The 19,529-nt window shown below is 68.3% G+C and carries 16 protein-coding genes; 11 read left to right on the forward strand and 5 right to left on the reverse strand.

Annotation, left to right across the window (positions count from 1 at the left end):
- The first annotated feature begins 446 nt into the window (after positions 1-446).
- Entirely contained in the window at positions 447-2,030 is a 1,584-nt protein-coding gene (locus JW364_RS00225) for a SpoIID/LytB domain-containing protein (protein WP_240198440.1), read from the forward strand.
- 4 nt (positions 2,031-2,034) lie between these two features.
- Here the strand turns inward: JW364_RS00225 and JW364_RS00230 are convergent, their stop codons facing one another.
- The 5 genes from JW364_RS00230 to JW364_RS00250 all read right to left on the reverse strand — a co-directional run bounded on the left by JW364_RS00230 (position 2,035) and on the right by JW364_RS00250 (position 6,016).
- On the reverse strand, positions 2,035-2,721 hold the full coding sequence (locus tag JW364_RS00230) for a GAF and ANTAR domain-containing protein (RefSeq protein WP_083207389.1): 687 nt from the start codon (positions 2,719-2,721) through the stop codon (positions 2,035-2,037).
- A gap of 93 nt (positions 2,722-2,814) precedes the next feature.
- Positions 2,815-3,471, reverse strand: a complete 657-nt coding sequence (locus tag JW364_RS00235) for a class I SAM-dependent methyltransferase (protein ID WP_068971467.1) — start codon at positions 3,469-3,471, stop codon at positions 2,815-2,817.
- A gap of 78 nt (positions 3,472-3,549) precedes the next feature.
- Positions 3,550-4,332, reverse strand: a complete 783-nt coding sequence (locus JW364_RS00240) for a PIG-L deacetylase family protein (protein ID WP_205333303.1) — start codon at positions 4,330-4,332, stop codon at positions 3,550-3,552.
- Positions 4,329-5,279 carry an acyl-CoA dehydrogenase family protein gene (locus JW364_RS00245; protein WP_065631256.1) on the reverse strand — a complete coding sequence of 317 codons (951 nt, stop codon included), beginning with the start codon at positions 5,277-5,279 and terminating at the stop codon, positions 4,329-4,331. The genes JW364_RS00240 and JW364_RS00245 overlap by 4 nt, the downstream gene beginning before the upstream one ends.
- Complete coding sequence (locus JW364_RS00250) at positions 5,276-6,016, reverse strand: glycosyltransferase (protein ID WP_307814662.1); 741 nt, start codon at positions 6,014-6,016, stop codon at positions 5,276-5,278. Before JW364_RS00250 ends, JW364_RS00245 begins: the two co-directional genes overlap by 4 nt.
- Positions 6,017-6,186: 170 nt before the next feature.
- On the opposite strand from JW364_RS00250, the gene glf reads away from it, so the two are divergent.
- From glf to JW364_RS00300, 10 genes are all read left to right on the forward strand, one after another.
- Positions 6,187-7,395, forward strand: coding sequence for a UDP-galactopyranose mutase (glf, locus tag JW364_RS00255; protein WP_205333301.1), 1,209 nt, complete (start codon positions 6,187-6,189; stop codon positions 7,393-7,395).
- Complete coding sequence (locus tag JW364_RS00260; protein ID WP_205333300.1) at positions 7,396-9,336, forward strand: glycosyltransferase; 1,941 nt, start codon at positions 7,396-7,398, stop codon at positions 9,334-9,336.
- Positions 9,320-10,105: a phosphatase PAP2 family protein gene (locus JW364_RS00265; protein ID WP_374100779.1), complete on the forward strand. Its 786-nt coding sequence runs from the start codon at positions 9,320-9,322 to the stop codon at positions 10,103-10,105. Before JW364_RS00260 ends, JW364_RS00265 begins: the two co-directional genes overlap by 17 nt.
- Positions 10,102-11,013, forward strand: a complete 912-nt coding sequence (locus JW364_RS00270; protein ID WP_065631254.1) for a decaprenyl-phosphate phosphoribosyltransferase — start codon at positions 10,102-10,104, stop codon at positions 11,011-11,013. The genes JW364_RS00265 and JW364_RS00270 overlap by 4 nt, the downstream gene beginning before the upstream one ends.
- Complete coding sequence (zomB, locus tag JW364_RS00275) at positions 11,000-13,087, forward strand: flagellar motor control protein ZomB (RefSeq protein ID WP_240198441.1); 2,088 nt, start codon at positions 11,000-11,002, stop codon at positions 13,085-13,087. Before JW364_RS00270 ends, zomB begins: the two co-directional genes overlap by 14 nt.
- A gap of 382 nt (positions 13,088-13,469) precedes the next feature.
- The gene (locus JW364_RS00280; RefSeq protein ID WP_165629202.1) at positions 13,470-14,459 is read left to right on the forward strand and encodes an alpha/beta hydrolase family protein; all 990 of its coding nucleotides are present in this window, start codon (positions 13,470-13,472) and stop codon (positions 14,457-14,459) included.
- 360 nt (positions 14,460-14,819) lie between these two features.
- Positions 14,820-16,334 (forward strand): alpha/beta hydrolase-fold protein, encoded by a 1,515-nt coding sequence (locus tag JW364_RS00285; protein ID WP_205333299.1) that lies wholly within the window; start codon positions 14,820-14,822, stop codon positions 16,332-16,334.
- 270 nt (positions 16,335-16,604) lie between these two features.
- Positions 16,605-17,141: a DUF732 domain-containing protein gene (locus JW364_RS00290; protein ID WP_205333298.1), complete on the forward strand. Its 537-nt coding sequence runs from the start codon at positions 16,605-16,607 to the stop codon at positions 17,139-17,141.
- A gap of 1 nt (position 17,142) precedes the next feature.
- Complete coding sequence (locus JW364_RS00295; protein ID WP_068970994.1) at positions 17,143-18,156, forward strand: cutinase family protein; 1,014 nt, start codon at positions 17,143-17,145, stop codon at positions 18,154-18,156.
- A 234-nt stretch (positions 18,157-18,390) separates the two neighbouring features.
- A complete protein-coding gene (locus tag JW364_RS00300; RefSeq protein WP_205333297.1) occupies positions 18,391-19,401 on the forward strand; it encodes an LLM class F420-dependent oxidoreductase in 1,011 nt (336 codons plus the stop codon).
- Positions 19,402-19,529 lie beyond the last annotated feature (128 nt).

The raw sequence follows: 19,529 nt of genomic DNA on the forward strand, positions 1-19,529 counted from the left end.
TGGTCGGACCGCGGCGCTGGTGCTCCGGGGGTGTGGTCGGGTCCGCTCAGCCGTCGACATCAGCGCAGCCGACGGCGTCGAAGCCACCAGGACTTCGAAGTCGTCGACTGTGCTCGGTACGGCGGTCATCGTCGCCGTCAGGCATCGACGACGGCGGCGACACACGCCGCGCATCGGTAACTCGTGATGTTCTTGTTATCTGTGTGACGGATGTGACTGATGTGTTGATGCTCGACGATGAGGTGGCAATGAATCCGGGGACCTGACCCCCGCGCCAGAGGTCACGGCGGCCCGGGCAACTCGTGATCCGGTTGTGATCCCCTCGGGTTGGTGATCGGCATCTGAATTCACTAGGGTCACTTAAGTCCCAATCGTCACATCAGTCACAGGCGTTACGAGCGGTGCAGAAGTTCGCCGCCCGCGGCTGGTGTCGTCGCGACCGAAGGATGTGTTCTGCAGTGACCAAAGCCCGACCTACACGGCTTCTGCCGCGATGGCCGGCGAGCGGTGCGCGGCCCGGACGGGCCCGCAACCGCGCGTTGACCTGGGCCGCGGCGGGGCTGGCGCCCGCACTGCTGGCCGGTGGACTCGCTGTCGCGAGCTCATCGGAATCGGCCGAACAGGTCGAGCTCTCGGTCGGGTCGACGGTGACGCTGATCGGGCACGGTCATGGCCACGGCCGCGGAATGGGGCAATGGGGAGCGTACGGCTACGCCCGCAAGGGCTGGACGGCACAGCAGATCTTGCGCCACTACTACGGTGGCACCACCGCGGGGAAGGTGGACAGGCCCGAGATCCTGGTGGCCCTCACGGGTCAGGGCTCGGTGAATGTGCACGCGGACGCCGGCATGCGAGTCGGTGGTCAGACGGTGGCTCCCGGGCAGGCGGTCAGCCTGTCCGGGGGCACGGCCACCATCCGCAGCGGGTGCGGCGGCGGTGTGGTGCGGTCGGTGCCGGCCACCTTCGTCGAACCCCTCAGCATGGCGCCCAACCGCCCGGCCGGTGAATTCCTCAAGTTCTGCGGATCGAACAAGGCCTACCGCGGGGCCATGGGACTCGAAGGCGGGCGCGTGGTCAATCGCATCCACATCGACGACTACGTCAAGGGCGTCATCCCGCGCGAGAGCCTGCCCGCCTGGGGCGACTCCGGCGGCGCGGCGGCGCTGCAGGCGCAGGCCGTGGCGGCCCGCACCTACGCACTAGCGGCGATCGCGGGCGGCAAGAAGATCGACGACACCCAGAATTCGCAGGTCTACGGCGGTGTCTCGGGCGAGGACCGCCGGACCAACGCGGCCGCCGACGCCACCGCCGGCCAGATCCTGATGCAGAACGGTCAACCGGCCTTCACCGAGTTCTCCGCGTCGACCGGCGGCTACACGGCCGGCGGACGTTTCCCGGCCGTCGTCGACGAGGGCGACACGGTCTCGCCCAACCACAACTGGACCGCCACCGTCAGCGCGGGCAGCATCGGATCGGCGTTCGGAGTCGGTGCGCTGCGGAGCTTCGAGGTGATCGAGGCCAACGGCCTGGGCGCCGAACACGGACGCGCGATCAAGGTGCGCGCGGTCGGCTCCGGCGGGACCGCGGAGGTGAGTGGCGAGGAAGCTCGAACCAAGCTGCAGCTGAAGTCGTCGTGGTTCGCGGTCCAGGGTCAGCCCTCGCCGCCGCGGATCGTCAAACCGCCCACCGGCCCGGCGTCGCCCGGCGGCGGGGGTATCGATTTCGGCAGCCTCAACCAGCTCGCCGAACAGATCCTGCCCGGATCGTCGAAGTTCCTCGACATGGCGACGTCGGCGATGAACGGACGGTTCGCGGACCTCGGCGGGATCACCGGACCGCTGGGCCAGGCGCTCGGTGTGCCGACCCTGACCCCCGACGCCGCGGGCGTCACCCAGCTCTTCGAGAAGGGGATGATGTTCTTCACCCCGGCCACCGGACCGCGGGTCCTCGTCGGCAAGGGGCTCGAGCGCTACCAGGATCGCGGCGGCATCCCCGCGCTCGGTTTCCCGAAGCGCGACGCGTTCCGCTGAGAGCTCAGTCGCCTTCCGGTCCCGCCTCGACGATCTGGGTGGCGACCTCCACGAGTTTGGTGTTGGTGTCCTGCGACAACCTGGCGAGCAGTGCGAACGCTTCGTCGGCGTCGAGCCGGTAGCGCTCCATGATCATGCCCTTGGCCTGGCCGATGATGTCGCGCGAGCCGAGCGCGGCGCGCAGTTGCTGCTTCTCCTGGATGGCCCCGAGGGCGGTCGCGGCGTGCGCGGCGAACAGCTCGCCGAGTTGACGGGCCTCGGCGGTGAATGCCGCCGGTTCGGTGCTGTGAAGATTCAGCGCGGCCGAGTCATCGCCGTCGATGTAGAGGTAGAAGCAGGCCATCGACCGGATACCGAGATCGGCTGCCGCAGCCGCGAAGTTCGGCCAGCGCGTCTCGGTCCGCATGTCGTCGATCCAGACGGTGAGATCGGAGACCGCAGCCCGGATGCACGGGCCCTCGCCCAGTTCTCGCTGCAGATTGTCGGCCTGGCCGCCGAGGTCGCCGACCATCACCGGCGTCTCGATGGTGCCGTTCGCGACGAGGGTCACGGTCGCGTACTCGGCTCCCGGAATGGCGTCGACCGCGAATTTGGTCATCGAACGCAGCGCTGCTTCGGTGTCGTCGCTCTCGCGGCGCATCTCGCCGGCGATGCGCGTCATCTGAGCCCCGAAGTCCGCCAACTCGGTCACTCCTGCCTCCTCGTGAGACGTTGTTCAGAGCGCTTCGACTGGACCGACAGCAAAGCGCGGGCTTCGAACTCCCCCAGGCGTTCAAAGAGATCATTATGCCGTACGGTGCGTGTCCGCGACGGTGACGAGTCCTTCTCGTTGCGCGACCGACCCGATGGGTGACGAAGTCATCACGTCGACGCAGAAGTCCGTGTCCGAGTACGACGCTGACGGGTGCAACGCCGACGACCGCAGGGCCGCGTGCACCTCGTCACCGGTTCGCGGGTACTCCTCGACCCGCCACCGCCAGTGCACCGCGAGCACCTCGCCCGTCGGGGTCAGACATTCCGGCAACCGCGCGATCAGTTCGTCGAGATCCGCGTCACCGAGGTAGTAGAGGACCTCACTGAGGACGATCAGGTCGAACCGGCCGGGCGGCCAGTCGGAGACGATGTCGCCGACGCGCACCTCGACGGAGTCGTGGCCGTCGAGTCGCTCGCGTGCGAGCTCCACCGCGCGCGGACTGACGTCCGTGCACAGCAGATGATCGGCGCGCGTGGCCAACTGCGCGCTGAGCACGCCGACCGAGCAGCCGGGCTCGAACACCGACCCGTACCGGGGAGAGCTCAAGGCCGCCAGGCTGAGGGCGTACTTTCGTTGTTCGTACCACCGCGACGTGAAGCCCCAGGGGTCGTCGCTGTCTCGGTACATGTCGTGGAAATAGTTGTCGGCGAGCCCTTCTCGGCTCCCGGCGGTGTGGTCGTCGGCCATGTCATCCGTCCTGATGATCGTCGGTGTCGAGTGCCGTCCCGGGCCCTCGTCGATGCCGATGTCGTGAGCGTCTTGAGTTCACACGAAGACGAACTCCCGATCGCGGAGCAGGCGGTCGAGGATGTGCCGTCCGAGGACGGTGGCGTCTTCGGGGGCGGGTGACAGCGGGCGGATCTGGGTGTCGAAGGCCTGCACGGCCTCTCGTTTGGCGGCCTCGAGATCGTCGTCGAGGACGAAGGTCCGCATCCGCTCCCACGGGATGTCGGGATCGTCGGGTGTCGCCCAGTGCCACATCCAGATCGGATACATCCAGACGGGGACGCCACATCGGTCGCCGACGCGTCGGGCACCCCGTCCGACGGCCTCGTGGTCGGGATGACCGTCGTGCGCCCACACCGCCAGCAGGGCCGTCGGGGTCTCGGGCTGCTCGGCGAGGGTGTGCTCGACGATGGCCTCGATCTCGTCCTCGTGGTCGGCGAGCGTGCCGTCGCCGAGCCCGCACCATCGCGTCGGTTCGATGCCCAGAACCGATGTCGCGGAGTCCACTTCGGCGCGTCGTCGGATCGCCAGCTCGGCGGGCGAGAGCGTGGGCGAACCAGGGTGCGACGCCGAGCCGTCGGACAGGCAGAGCGCGACGACCTCGATGCCACGTCGGTGGGCAGCCGCCATCAGCCCGCCGACCCCGAGTACCTCGTCGTCGGGATGGGCGGCCAGGACCACGAGCCGCCGGACGCCCGGCTCGAAGTCGGGCCACGGACCCCGCGCGGCGAACCACCGTTGCCATTCGACTTCGGGAGTTCCCTCCGCCGAGGTGGGGGTGGCGCCGAAGCGGTGCGTCGAGGGGGAGCAGTCGGCGGTCATGGACCCGCCGATCCCGGTCCGGGTGGGACGCCGTCGGTCAGTGCGCCGAGTACTGCGAGGTCTCGATCGGCGTGGGACTGCCGGATGTAGACGGTGAGATCGGCGACGGCCTGCGCGTGGCCGGCGTCGGCGGACAGCGGGCCGGGACCGAGCGCGCGTCCCACCCGGTCGATCACCGCGGTCGCGACCTGTTCGACCGACCAGCGCACGGCGAAGGCGAGTCGTTTCGACGGCGCGCCCGGGTCGGTGTCGATCTCGCGTGCCGCGGCCTGCAGATGCGCCCAACCGGACGCGAGATGGGCGTCGACCGCGCCGGCGTGCATCAGCAGCAGCGGGTCGTCGGAACGGGCGGCCGCGCGGTAGAGCGGCGCCGCGACCTTGCGGGCCCCGCCGAACCAGCATGCCGCGACCCCGATCCCGCCGTGCCAGAATCCCGGACGGTCGAGGTATGCGCCCGGTTCGCCGATCGCGTCGGCGGGCACGGCGTCGAAGGTGACGGTCCCGGTGTCGGAGTCCCGCATGCCCGCGTTGGCCCACCCCGAGCTGTCCGCGGACACCCCCGGGTGGCCGAGGTCGACGCCGAACAACCGGTTGCCGGTGTCGGTGCGCGCGGTGACCAGCGCGTGGGTGCACGACGACGCGCCCGAGCACCACTCCTTGGTCCCGTTCAGTTCCCAGCCGTGTGCGCCGCGGCGGGCGTCGACGCCGCTCCCGCGGGTCTCGGCCGCCCACACACCCCAGAACTCGCCCGGGGCGGTCCCGCCGTCGCAGATCTCGGCGAGGATGGCGTCGGCGTCGGCGTGCGCCTCGACGAGGCGACCCGTGCTGATGTCGTCGGAGCAGGCCCGGACGAGGGCGGCGAACCGGTCGAGGGTGCGTCCGCCGCCCGGGCGGGGGAGCGCGAAGGACGGGTCGCCGACGATCGCGCGTGCCCGTGCGGGCGTCACCCGGCGACCTCGTCGGGCCGGGCCCCGGACAGTTGCCGCAGGTAGCCCGCGAAGCCGTGCCGTGCGCGCCCGTCGCGTCGCGTCGAGGTGCGGACCGGCGCGTGCGCACCCCGTTCGATGACCGCGTCCGCGGCATGCAGGCGGTCGACGAGATCAACGTCCTCGTCGGTGTCGAGCTCACGGAACCCGCCGACCTCGGCGTAGGTCGAGGCGCGGACGCCGAGATTGGCGCCGTGGACGTGGCCGTGCCCGGGGGACGGGTCGTACTCCCGCAGGTACATCTCGCCCGTTCCCGCCGGCCACTCGTCGAAACCGTCCGGGGTGACCGTGCCCACGTACGCGTCCGCCCCCGCGTCCGCGGCGGCGACATGCTCGGCGAACCAGTCGCGCGGAACCGTCGAATCGGCATCGGTCGTCGCGAACCACGTGGTGTCCGGTTCCGACGACGACGCAACCACGGACGCGAAACCGGCTCCGCGCGCCGCGCCGACACAGCGGACATCGACCACCACGGTCGACACCTCGTCCGTGACCAGCGTCGCGGAGTCGTCGTCGCAGGCGTCGAGCACCACGATCACCTCCACGGGGATCGGCACCGCCGTGGCCGCGGCCTGCAGGGCTTCGAGGCACGCGGGCAGACGCTCGGCCTCGTTGTGGACGGGCACCACGACGACGATGCGCTCGACCGGAGCCGTTGCCTGGTGTTCCTTGGGGAGCCCCGGAGCCTGCGAGGACACCCGGTCGTCGGGCGATCGTACGAACAGCGGCGTCACTGAAACCCCGAACTGATCACAGGAGAGGATGGGGCCCGGGGGCTACAGGCCGATGTTCGAAACAATACCCGCCTTCCGTGCCAGGCCACGTGGCTCGGAGATTACTCAGGGAGGGTCCGTTACCCTGAGGACCCGTGGCAACCAGTAGCAGCTATGACCTGATCGTCGTCGGCTCCGGATTCTTCGGCCTCACCGTCGCCGAGCGGGCCGCGACGCAGCTGGGCAAACGGGTCCTCGTGCTCGACCGGCGCGACCACCTCGGTGGCAACGCGTACTCCGAAGCCGAGCCGACGACCGGCATCGAGATCCACAAGTACGGGGCGCACCTGTTCCACACGTCCAACGAGCGGGTGTGGGAGTACGTCAACCAGTTCACCGACTTCACCGGCTATCAGCACCGGGTGTTCGCCCTGCACAACGGGCAGGCCTACCAGTTCCCGATGGGCCTCGGGCTGGTCAGCCAGTTCTTCGGCCGTTACTTCAGTCCCGACGAGGCGCGGAAGCTGATCGCCGAGCAGGCCAGCGAGATCGAGACCGCCGAGGCGCGCAACCTCGAGGAGAAGGCGATCAGCCTGATCGGCCGCCCGTTGTACGAGGCGTTCATCAAGCACTACACCGCCAAGCAGTGGCAGACCGATCCCAAAGAACTGCCCGCGGGCAACATCACCCGGCTTCCGGTCCGTTACACCTTCGACAACCGCTACTTCAACGACACCTACGAGGGTCTACCGGTCGACGGTTACACCGCGTGGCTCGAGAACATGGCGGCCGACGACCGCATCGAGGTGCGCCTGTCCACCGACTGGTTCGACGTCCGTGAGCAACTGCGCGCGGACAGTCCCGACGCCCCGATCGTCTACACCGGCCCCGTGGACCGTTACTTCGAGTACTCGGCCGGCCGACTCGGCTGGCGCACACTCGACTTCGAGACCGAGGTGCTCGACACCGGCGACTTCCAGGGCACACCGGTGATGAACTACAACGACGCCGACGTCCCGTTCACCCGTATCCACGAGTTCCGGCATTTTCATCCCGAGCGGGACTCCTACCCCGACGACAAGACGGTCATCATGCGGGAGTTCAGCCGGTTCGCCGAGAACGACGACGAGCCGTACTACCCGATCAACACACCCGAGGACCGGGCGATGCTGACCACCTACCGTGACCTCGCCCGCACCGAGACCGCAAGTGCCGGAGTGTTGTTCGGTGGTCGCCTGGGCACCTATCAGTACCTCGACATGCACATGGCGATCGCGAGTGCGCTCACCATGTTCGACAACACCCTGGCACCGCATCTGCGTGATGGTGCGCCGCTGGTGGCCGACCCCGCAGGAGCCGAATAGATGACGGTGACTCCCGTGAACCAATCCGACATCCCCGACGCCGGAGTGGGGCCGTCGAAGGCGAAATCGCTTCTGCAGCGGGTGATCTTCCCGCGCGCAGGCGAACCCCTCGACGTCCGATCGCTGTACGTCGTGGAGTCCGAGAGCAACAACCGCCGGGCGCACGCCCCCAGCCGGACCTCGGTGCTCCTCGGTGCCGAGTCCGAGGTGAGTTTCGAGACCTACTTCAACGCCTTCGCCGCGGCCTACTGGCGCCGCTGGAGCATCCTCGACTCCGTGGTGCTCCGCGTCGAGGTGATCGGCACCTGCCGCGTCGACCTGTACCGCTCCAAGATCGACGGATCGCGTATCGGCATCGGCGGTGACCTCGTGGACACCGACGAAACCGGCCGTGGCGTAGTCGAATTCGAGCTGGACCTCGGCCCCTTCGAAGACGGCGGCTGGATCTGGTTCGACGTCACCACCGACACCGACACCGAGATCGTCTCCGCCGGTTGGTACGCGCCCGTCGAGGCGCCGACCCCGGACGCGGAGACCAAGCGCGTCACGGTGGGCATCCCGACCTTCAACCGCCCCACCGACGCGGTGAACGCGTTGGCCGCGTTGACCTCCGACCCCATGGTCGACGAGGTGATCGACGCGGTGATGATGCCCGACCAGGGCACCAGGAAGGTCGTCGACGAACCCGGGTACACCGAGGCCGCGGCCGCTCTCGGCGACCGGCTGCACATCTTCGACCAGGGCAACCTCGGCGGCTCGGGCGGGTACGCGCGCGTCATGTACGAGGCGCTGCGGCTCACCGACTCGCCCTACGTCCTCTACATGGACGACGACATCGCGATCGAACCCGACTCGATCCTGCGGGCGCTGGCCATGTCGCGATTCGCGAAGGCGCCCATGCTCGTCGGCGGTCAGATGCTGAACCTGCAGGACCGCAGTCACCTCCACTGCATGGGTGAGGTCATCCGGCGCGACACCTTCATGTGGACCGCGGCGCCGTTCGTCGAGTACGACCACAACTTCTCCAAACACCCACTGCGCGACCGCGAGAACTCGAAGAACCTGCACCGGCGGATCGACGTCGAGGGCAACGGTTGGTGGATGTGCATGATCCCGCGCGAATGTGCGGAGCAGATCGGCCTCCCGATGCCCCTGTTCATCAAGTGGGACGACTGGGAGTTCGCACTCCGCGCGTCGAAGGCCGGTTACCCCACCGCCACCGTGCCGGGTATCGCGATCTGGCACATGGCCTGGAGCGACAAGGACGACGCGATCGACTGGCAGGCGTACTTCCACCTGCGCAACCGGCTCGTCGTCGCTTCGATCCACCACGACGGTCCCATCAAGGGGATCGTCCGGTCGATGACCAAGGCGACCGCGAAACACCTCCTCTGCCTGGAGTATTCGACGGTCGCGATCCAGAACGAGGCGATCCGGGACTTCCTCGCCGGACCCGATCACATCCGCAGTCTGCTGCCCCACGCGCTGCCGAAGGTCGCGCAGATGCGCAAGCAGTATCCGGACGCGGTCGTCCTCCCCTCGGCGACCGAGCTGCCGCGGACCTCGGGCGAGGCAACGCATCTCGGGACCTCGATACCGCTGAACCCGATCAGCAAGATCAAGGCGCTGACCGCCGCGGTGGTGAACAATGTCCGCCCGGCCGATCCCCGGCATCACGAGGTGCCGCAGGCCAACTTCCCACCGATCGAGGCGCGATGGTTCTCCCTCGGACGGGTCGACGGTGTCACGGTCACCACCGCCGACGGCCGCGGCGTCGTCTACCGGCAGCGCGACCGCGAGAAGATGATCGAGCTCGCCCGGGAACATTTCGCCCTCGTGAAGGAATTGCAGGACAAGTTCCCGGAGATGAAGCAGCAGTACAGGTCCGCACACCGCGACCTGACGTCGAAGGAGAGCTGGGCGGGTGTCTTCGGAATCTGATGGTCCGGTGATCGGCAGCGGGGGCGACACGGTCCTGGAGGACCGTGCGGAGACGGGGAAGGTCCCGGCCGACGACACCCCGCGTCCCCTGAACGGCGAGGAGAAGGCGCTGGTCGCCATCCAGGCCGGGCTCGGCGCCCGCCCGGGCGTCCGCCCGGCCGCGCGCGGACTGTCGCACGTGGGCGAGCACGCGCTGGGCTGGCTCGCGATCTCGGGGACCGGTTGGGCCCTGGCCCGCCGCCGCGGTGACGTACGGGCGCAACAGCTCTGGCTCGAGGCGGGAGTGGGCGCCTTCGGCGCGCACGCCGCGTCGGTGATCATCAAGCGGATCGTGCGCCGCCCGCGGCCCGCACACCCGGCGATCGCCATCGGGGTGTCGACGCCGAGCAAACTGAGTTTCCCGTCCTCACACGCCACCTCGACCACCGCGGCCGCGATCCTCATCGGCCGCGCCGCCGGCTGGGACCCGAAGGTGCTGCCCGCTGTGCTGGTCCCGCCGATGCTGCTGTCCCGACTGGTGCTGGGCGTGCACTACCCGACCGACGTCACCGCGGGTGCCGCGATCGGTGCCGCGAGCGCAGCGGCGGTCATCGTGGGCGATAAGGTGCTGCTCGAACCCACCCGGAATGACCAGGAGTCCGGACGTGCCCGCCGCGCGGCGCGCGTCCTGGCCCGGCTCGGCCTGACGGCCGCGGTCCCCGGCGGGACGCTGCGTCTTGCCGCGTCCCCCGTCATCGCGCGGGTGACACGACACAGGGAGAGTGCATGAGCGAGGAGCCGATCGAGCACGGGAAGGTTCTCGGACCGCCGAAGAACCTGACGTCCGGGCTGATCAAGGCCGTCCGGCCGCGGCAGTGGGTCAAGAACGTCCTGGTGCTCGCCGCTCCGCTCGCCGCGGGCAACATCACCGACGTCTCGGTGCTGGGCTCCGCCGGTATCGCCTTCGTCGCCTTCTGCCTCGCCGCGTCGAGCATCTACCTGGTCAACGACGCGATGGACGTCGAGTCCGACCGCAACCACCCGACCAAGCGGTTCCGGCCGATCGCGGCCGGCGTCGTCCCGGTGACCCTGGCCTATGTCCTCGCCGCCGTCCTCCTCGTCGGCTCGATCGGCATCGCGTTCCTCGCCAACTGGCAGACGGCCGTCGTCATCGCCATCTACCTGGTGATCCAGCTCGGCTACTGCTTCGGCCTGAAGAACCAGGCCGTCATCGACATCTGCATCGTGTCGTCGGGCTTCCTGCTGCGCGCCATCGCCGGTGGTGTCGCCGCCGAGATCGTGCTGTCGCAGTGGTTCCTGCTCGTGATGGCCTTCGGGTCGCTCTTCATGGCGGCGGGTAAGCGCTACGCCGAACTCCAGCTCGCCGAACGCACGGGCGCCAAGATCCGCAAGGCCCTCGAGTACTACACGACCACCTACCTGCGCTTCGTGTGGACCCTGTCGGCGACCGCGGTCGTGATCTTCTACGGCCTGTGGGCCTTCGACAAGGGCGACACCAACGTCGCGTACGCCATCTCGATGGTGCCGTTCACCGTGGCGATCCTCCGTTACGCCGTCGACGTCGACGGGGGTGCCGCGGGCGAGCCCGAGGAGATCGCGCTCGGCGATCGTGTCCTGCAGCTGCTCGCCGTGGCGTGGCTGGTGTGTGTGGGTGTCGCGGTCTATGCAGTCAATTGATGAGTCGCCAACCGGATTCCGGGCGCTGACGACCGGCCGCACCAAGGTCGCGGTCATCAGTTTCGTCGTCGGGGCCGCCGTCGTCACGACGTTCTTCGCGATCGGTGCGTGGCAGCGCCGGTGGATCGCCGACGACGGACTCATCGTCCTGCGGACGCTGCGCAACCTCTTCGCCGGCAACGGTCCGGTCTTCAACGCCGGTGAGCGGGTGGAGGCGAACACCTCGACCGCCTGGACCTACCTGCTGTGGTTCTGGGCGTGGCTCACCGACGGTCAACTCGAGTACGTCGCGCTCTGGGTGGCGCTGGTCTGCTCGGTCGCCGCGATCCCGATCGCGATGTACGGCAGCGCGCGACTGTTCGGAACACGCATCGGCGGGCTCACCGGCGACGGCTGGACCCTGCTGCTGCCGTTCGGCGCGGTCATCTACATCGCCATTCCGCCCGCGCGCGACTTCGCCACGAGCGGGCTCGAGAACGGACTCTGCATCTTCTGGGCGGCCGTCCTGTGGTGCCAGCTCGTCGCCTGGGCGCGGCGCGGCCCGCGCACGAGCCGCAGGAGCGCGGCGGCCACGCTCGTACTCGCCTTCACCGCCGGTCTGGCGCCGCTGATCCGGCCCGAACTGGCGATCCTCGGCGGCCTCGTGCTGCTGCTGGTGTTCTTCGCGCCCCTCGGCTGGAAGATGCGTCTGGGCGTCGTCGTGGTCGCGGGGACCCTGCCGGTCGGCTACCAGATCTTCCGGATGGGCTACTACGCCCTGCTGGTTCCCAACCCCGCAGTCGCGAAGGACGCCAGCGGTGCCAAGTGGGACCAGGGCTTCGCCTATCTGACCAATCTCTTCGGCCCCTACGTGCTCGTGCTGCCGGTCGTCCTGGCGGCGGTGGCCGGGGTGCTGCTGGTCGTCGGCGGCCGCATGCGGTCGAAGAGGGCCGACGCCACGGGTGCCGACGCGACCGCGGATTCGGTTGACGCAACGGCTGACTCGACGACGGACACCCGGTCGTCGCGCCTCGCCGGATGGTCGCGCCGGCTGCAGTCCTCGACCGCGGTCGTGACCGTCGTGGTCCTCGCCGGCATCGTGCTGATCGTCTACTGGATGCGTCAGGGCGGCGACTTCATGCACGGTCGGGTGCTGCTCGTTCCGGTCTTCATCACCCTGTTGCCCTTGATGGTCGTGCCGGTGACGATTCCCGCCCACGTCGGCGCGGCATTCCGTCGCCGGCCGTCGACGGACTCCGAGTCCGTGATCTCCGACCCGGTGGACGACGCCGCTGCACCGGTGACCGCACCCAGCCCCGCCGACCGCCGGCGCGCGCGGGCCCAGCTGGTCGGCGCGGTGGCCATGAGCGCCATGTGGATCACCGTCGTCGTGTGGGCGGTCTCCACCCACGCCAACGTGCTGCCGAACGCGGGCATCGACATCGGCCGCAGCGGCATCGTCGACGAGCGCCGCTTCTACGTCACCAACATGGGCAACGAGAATCCCGTCACCGCCGAGGACTACCTCGACTACCCGCGCATGAGCGCGATGGTCGAGAAGATCGACGAGTACCGCGAGGACGGCGGCGTCATCCTGCCGTCGTTCAACTACGACGAGTGGTACGTGGCGCAACTTCCCGCCGTGATGCCGAAGGGTGCCGAGCGGCAGGTGACCGTCTACTTCCTCAACCTCGGCATGACGAGCATGAACGCCCCGCTGGATGTGCGCGTCATCGACCAGATGGGTCTGGCGTACCCGCTCGCCGCGCACACCGAGCGTCTCGAGGACGGCCGTATCGGCCACGACAAGATCCTGCCGAGCGAGTGGGTCGTCGCCGAGGCCGGGGCATACCCGCGCCGCCCCGTGCTGCCCGGTTATCTCGACGAGGACCTGGTCCGTCAGGCCCAGGTGGCGCTGCAGTGCCCGGAGACCAAGGACCGGTTCGCCTCGTTCGAGGCACCGTGGTCCTTCGACCGCTTCAAGCACAACCTGCGTCAGGCGTTCACCTTCAACAGCTACCGCATCCAGCGTGAGCCGGAGTACGAGATCCAGCGCTGCGGCCTGGAGATGCCACCGCCGGTGAACCCACGCTAGTGACGCGCGCCCGGGCGCGGCACCCAACCACACGACACCAAGAGAATCCCGAGAAAACGCGGGGTCGAACCTGTGGAGTTGCCGTCGAACATCTCGGATCGGTAACGTCCCCGTGGGCGCGGCCGATAGAAAGGTCGTGACTGAGGCGTTCTGAACTGCTGGGACGCCGAAGTGACGGGGGTTGTGATCGCGATCACATGGTTTGTCACGTTCGGGGGCATCGAATAGGCTCGCCGACGGTGAATCGCATGCGAGAACGACTCGTGAACGACGTCGCGCCGCGCAATGAGCCGGGGGACGAAAAATGTGTGACGCACAAGGACCGGTAGGCCACCGGGGACCATGAGTTCCGGCCGATCGGCTGAAGAGGGAGATTCTGTACATGCGTGAAGCTGCCACCGAGGCGCCGAGGCCTGCGCGCAACCGGATGAGCAACCGGTTGATCGCCGCTGTCGTCGCCATCCTGACAGTTGTGGGACTGACCGGTGTCGTCGCCGGCCAGGCCAACGCCCGGATCGGCGGAACGCAGGTCGGCAAGCAGGAGTTCTGGGTCAACGGCTGCGGGATGCCGAACGTCAAGGTCCGCGCCTGGAAGAAGCCCGGCAACTACAAGACCGTCATCCTCCTCGACGGCATGCGCGCCCAGTACGACTACAGCGGCTGGGAGATCAACACCAACGTCCAGGAGATGGTGAAGTCCGGCGTCAACGTCGTCGAGCCCATCGGTGGACCCGCGAGCTTCTACACGGACTGGGACGCACCCAGCAACTTCAACCGGCAGCCCTACCGGTACCGCTGGAACTGTGTCATCAGCCGGACTCTCATCAGTGCGCTCGACGCCCGTGGCTTCCGCGTCGGACCGTCGAAGCGCTACGCCATCATGGGCCTGTCCATGGGTGGTAACGCCGCACTGGTCCTCGGTGCCCAGAACCGTCAGCACTTCGACCGCGCCGGCTCGCTCTCGGGTTACAACTTCCTGAGCGCGCCCGGCATGCGTACCGCGCTGCGCCTGGCGATGCTCGACGTCGACCCGAAGCCGTGGAACATCGACGCGATGTGGGGCCCGCCGTGGAGCATCCGCTGGTTCCAGAACGATCCCTTCTGGAACATCGGCCTGATGCGCGGAATGAAGGTGTTCGTCGGTTCCGGTAACGGTCTGTTCGGCCGCTACAACGCACTGCCCAACGTGTTCGACGACCTGTTCAAGGGTTCGACCCTCGAGCTGCTCGCCTTCACACAGTCCAAGGCCTTCGAGGCCGCGGCCTTTGTCCAGGGCGTCCCGCTGATGACCTACTACGCCAACGGCACCCACGCCTGGGGCTACTGGCAGGACATGATCTGGAACGCCAAGAACCGCGGGTTCTTCCGCTGATCTGACATCGCCGGTCCGCCGGCCACACGACGCCCCGCCCGGGTTTCCGGGCGGGGCGTCGTCGTGCGTGGGCGCACCCTGCTCTGAGGTCCACGCTGAAAACCACCCTCCAGAGGGGCCCCAACGCCCTACGGTCCGCCGCCGCTGTATGGAGGGTGGTTTCCAGCGGACGACCGACCCCACAGATATCAACTGTCACACAAATCCCACGTGTCACAGCGTGGCGTGCGGACACGCCTCGCTGCGGCGTGTAAGAAACTCCTGAGGCGTTTGATACTCATGATGCACGTGTGACTGACGGGGAATCGGTCACGACGCTGCGGGCGCCGGCGTACAGGGGCGAAGGAGTTCTGGAGAGTGATGCGGCGAAACAGTGGTACAGGCAGGGTAGACGCGCGACCGGCTGACGCAGGACAGGGTGACGCGCGCCCGGCCGGTCGTCGGGCGACCCTTCGCCCGGTGACGGCGGCCGTGGTCGCGCTGGCGACCGCCGCGGTGCTCGTCATCGGCAACGGTCTCGCCGGCGCCGAGCCCGCTCCGGCCCCGCCTGCCCCCGCGGCCCCGCCGGCGTCGCCGAGCGCTCCGGCGCCCGCGCCACCGAGCTCGCGCGCCCCGGTCGCTCCGGCGTCGGTGCCGGCCGCCCAGCCGGCGAAGGTGACGAACACCTACTGGTACACCGACCGGCGCGTGGCCCTGTGGGTCTACTCGCCGGCGATGAACACCAACATCCAGGTGCAGATCCTGCTGGCCCGTGACTGGCACGCGAAGCCGAAGGAGAAGTTCCCGCAGCTGACGATGCTCGACGGCCTGCGTGCGCAGGACGATCAGAGCGGCTGGATCATCAACACCAAGATCGTCGACTTCTACAAGGACAAGAACGTCAACGTCATCCTGCCGATCGGTGGTGAGTCGAGCTTCTACACCGACTGGAAGGAACCCGACCGCGGCAAGAACTACAAGTGGGAGACGTTCCTCATGCGGGAACTGCCGCCCATCCTGGAGAACGACTGGCGCTCCACGGACGTCCGCGGCATCGAGGGACTGTCGATGGGTGGCTCCGCGGCCATGATGCTGGCCGCGCGCAATCCCGGCTTCTACAAGTTCGCGGCGTCGTTCTCGGGGATCCTGCAGCTGAGTTCGTTCGGCATGCCGCAGGCCATCCAGTTCGCGGTGCGCGACGGTGGCGGCTACGACTCGATGAAGATGTTCGGTCCGCCCTCCGATCCGGCGTGGAAAGAGCACGACCCCTATCTGATGGTCGACAAACTGCAGGGCACGAGCCTGTACGTCTCCTCGGGCAATGGCATGGTCGGTCCGCACGACAAGCCGTCGGACATCCCGATGCTCGCGACCAACTATTCCGGCGTCGGACTCGAGATGCTCAGCCGCGTGACCTCGCAACAGTTCGCGATCCAGCTGAACCGCAAGGGGATTCCGGGCCAGGCGAACTACCGGCCGTCGGGCACCCACACCTGGCCGTACTGGGAGTTCGAGATGATGCAGGCGTGGCCGCAGGCCGCCGCGGCCCTCGGACTGTCGCGCGACGCGGTCGCATGCCGCGTCGACGGCGCCTTCCGCAAGGTCTGGGACGCCAACAAGGCGACGCTCGGGGGCTGCCTCACCCCGTCGTACCCGGTTGCCGGTGGCAAGGCACAGGACTTCGCCGGCGGACGCATGTTCACCGGCCCGAAGGGTCCGAAGATCGTCACCGGCGCGATCGGTGGCGCCTACGTCGCTGCCGGTGGACCGAGCGGACGTCTCGGCAAGCCGACGACCGACGAACTCCCGACCCGCGATGGCAAGGGCCGCGTCAACCACTTCGAGCACGGCCGGATCACCTGGACGGCGAAGGACGGCACCAAGGTCCTGAAGTGACGGTCAGAAGGAGGGGACGGGGCGCCGACGGTGCCCCAACCTCGACCCCACGTGTGTACGGCCTGAAACTTCGCTGAGGAATCGGACCGTTACCGCAGGTGGTGCTGGTGCGGCGGCCGGAACGGCCCCGCGCGGACGGTAGCCTGACGTGGTGTGCGATGCAGGGTGCCCCTGCGTTGCGATCGGCCGCAGGCCGGACGTGAGTGTCGCCGGACGAGACCGTCCGGCGGTGCGTTGATCTCGACCCGAAAGGTTCGGCAGGAAGTGGCGATGACAACGAAGTGTGTGCGGCTGGTGCTGGCCGTGACGGGCCTCGCTCTCGCGCTCGGGTCCGTGTCGGCCTGCGCCGATGACTCGACGGCCAGTGCGCCGATCACCAACAACCCGGTCACGACGACATCGCTGTACTCGGCCGCTCCTTCGACGAGCGCGTCGCAGGATTCCACATCCGAGGCGACCACCCCGTCCACGCCCGGCGGCACGTCGGAGCTGCCGGCGACCGAACCGAACCCCAGCACGAAGGTCCCGGCCAGCTTTCCCGGACCCAGCGGTCAGCCGCTCGACGACAAGGCCCGCGCGTATCTCGCCGCGTTGAAGCAGCAGGACGTCACGTTCATGGGTGACAACGACAATTCAGTGGCCCTGACGATGGCGAAGTACGTCTGTGGTGCCAAGCAGAAGGGCACCGACCCGAGCATGGTGAAGGCCTTCGTCACCGCCTCCGTGGGTCCGGGGGCGGACAACGTCGAGGAAGCGAACTCGAAGGCCGACAAGGTCATCCGCGCGGCCGAACAGCACTACTGCTGACGTGGCCGCTCGACGCAACGCCGCGGGCCGCACCCGGAAGGGTCCCGTCCGGCGGCTCGGCGCTTTCGCGCTGCTCCTCCTCGCGCTCGCGGTCATCGCGATCGTGCTCATCGTCGTGCTGGTCCTGGTGTGGCTGGCTCCGGGGCCCGCGCCGATCGGCCCCGGCGGGCCGTCGACGACCCCGCCGTCGAAAGAACGGCCGGATGCACAGCCGGCGGACTGCCCGGACGTCCTGACCGTCGTCGTGCCCGGGACCTGGGAGTCGAGCGCCGACGACGATCCGTACGCGCCGTCGGCGAATCCGAACTCGTTGATGCTGCGCGTGTCGCGTGCCCTCTCGAATGATTTCGACTCGTCCCGCAGCGAGATCTACACCGTTCCCTACACGGCGCAGTTCCGGAATCCGACCAACCTCGCCGACCGGCAGGCCGACTACAACGTGTCACGCACGCAGGGATACAAGCGCGCGGCGGGCAAGATCATCTCCACCAACGAACGCTGCCCGCTGACGAGCTACGTGATCATGGGATTCAGTCAGGGTGCGGTCATCGCCGGCGATCTGGCCAGCAACATCGGCAACGGCCGGGGCGTCCTCGAGGACGGCGACCAGGATCTCGTGCTGGGCGTCGGGCTGATTGCCGACGGTCGGCGCCAACCGGGTGAGCAGAACGACATCGAGCCGAGCCCGAACGGCGTGGGTGCCGAGATCGCGCTCGGCGGCATGGGCAACCTCGTTCCCGGCATCTCCATGACCGGCCCGCGCACCGGCGGTTTCGGCGACCTCCGTGACCGGGTTCAATCCATCTGCGCCCCGGGCGATCTCATCTGTGACTCGCCGACGATCGTCAACCCGCTGGCGGCGGTGTCGAAGCTGGCGAACGCGGCGTCGAATCCCGTCCACGCGATGTACGCGACCACCCGCTACTGGGAGAACGACGGTCAGACCGCGACCCAGTGGATGTACGACTGGTCCAAGGATCTCATCGAGGGCGCACCCCAGCCGAAGCACAACTGACCGGCAACCTGCCGGTCACGGCTGGCCGGATAGAAGCGTCCCCAGACGCGACTCACCCGACCGCCCGCATCGTCGAACTAACCGGCCGGTAACCTCTTCTCGCGGCTGCGGCCGATTCGTTTGGCGGCGCCGTCACGCTGCATTAACGTGTTGGGCTGGCCCGAGGAACACCGCAGTGCGCCGCAGACGCCGCACGCGACCTCACCAGCCGGCGATCACGATGAGAGGACAGCGATGACGCAACCCCCGAGCGATGCCGGTGCCACCTCGGCCGGATTGCGGAAGTTCCGCTTCGGCGCGGGTGGTGAGGGCAACAAAGACGAGGGCGGTGCCCGCAAGTTCGTCAAGCTGGCGCAGACGGCCGAGGAATACGGCTACGACACCTTCGCGGTGCCCGACCACCTCGGCAACCAGGTCGGTCCGCTCGCGGCCCTCGGCGCGCTGACGCAGGCCACCAGCACGATCCGCCTCGCGACCTCGGTGCTGGCCAACGGCTGGCGTCATCCCGCCCTCCTCGCCAAGGAGGCCAACACGATCGACGTCCTGAGCAGGGGACGACTCGAGTTGGGCATCGGCGCCGGGTGGATGAAAGAGGAGTTCGACAAGGCCGGCATCGAATTCGAGTCGCCCGGCGTCCGGATCCGTCGCCTCGACGAGGCGCTGACCGTCCTCGACGGCCTGATGCGCGGGGAGACGGTGAACTTCGACGGCGAGTTCTATCAGATCAACGGCCTCGAGGGCAGTCCACGGCCGCGGCAGGGACCGCGTCCGCCGATCGCCGTCGGCGGCGGTGGACCCAAGATGCTCGCCCTGGCCGCCAAGCACGCCGACATCATCTCCGTCGCGCCCGGCACCACCACCGACGGCAAGATGAAGCTGTCCGACATGACCATCGAGAAGACCGCCGAGCGTGTCGACCGGATCCGGCAGGCCGCCGGCGACCGGTTCGACGAGCTCGAACTGAACTGGACGATCGCTGTCATCGTCATCACCGACGATCGGGTCGCCACCGCCGAGATGGCGCTGAAGGCGCTCGAACAGGGCTATCCGCCCAACATCGCGCACGACACCGAGTTCACCGTCGACGACGTGCTGACCTCGCCGTACATCGCGATCGGGAGCTTCGACGAGATCGCCGACCAGATCCGGGAGGTGCGCCGCCGCACCACCATGTCCTACGTAGGGGTGTTCCCCACGCAGATGGATGCTTTTGCGCCCGTGCTGGCGCAATTGAAGGGGGAGTAGGATGGCCGACGGTCTCGCGAGTCAACAGCGAGGTGACGGGGCGGTAAACCCGGGGGCGCGCGTCGAAGGGCGACGCGCGCTCATGCGAAGCCGAGCATGACGAACGCGAGTTTTTTCGTTGGGTAACT

The sequence above is a fragment of the Gordonia sp. BP-119 genome (assembly GCF_016924115.1).
GTDB lineage: Bacteria > Actinomycetota > Actinomycetes > Mycobacteriales > Mycobacteriaceae > Gordonia > Gordonia hongkongensis.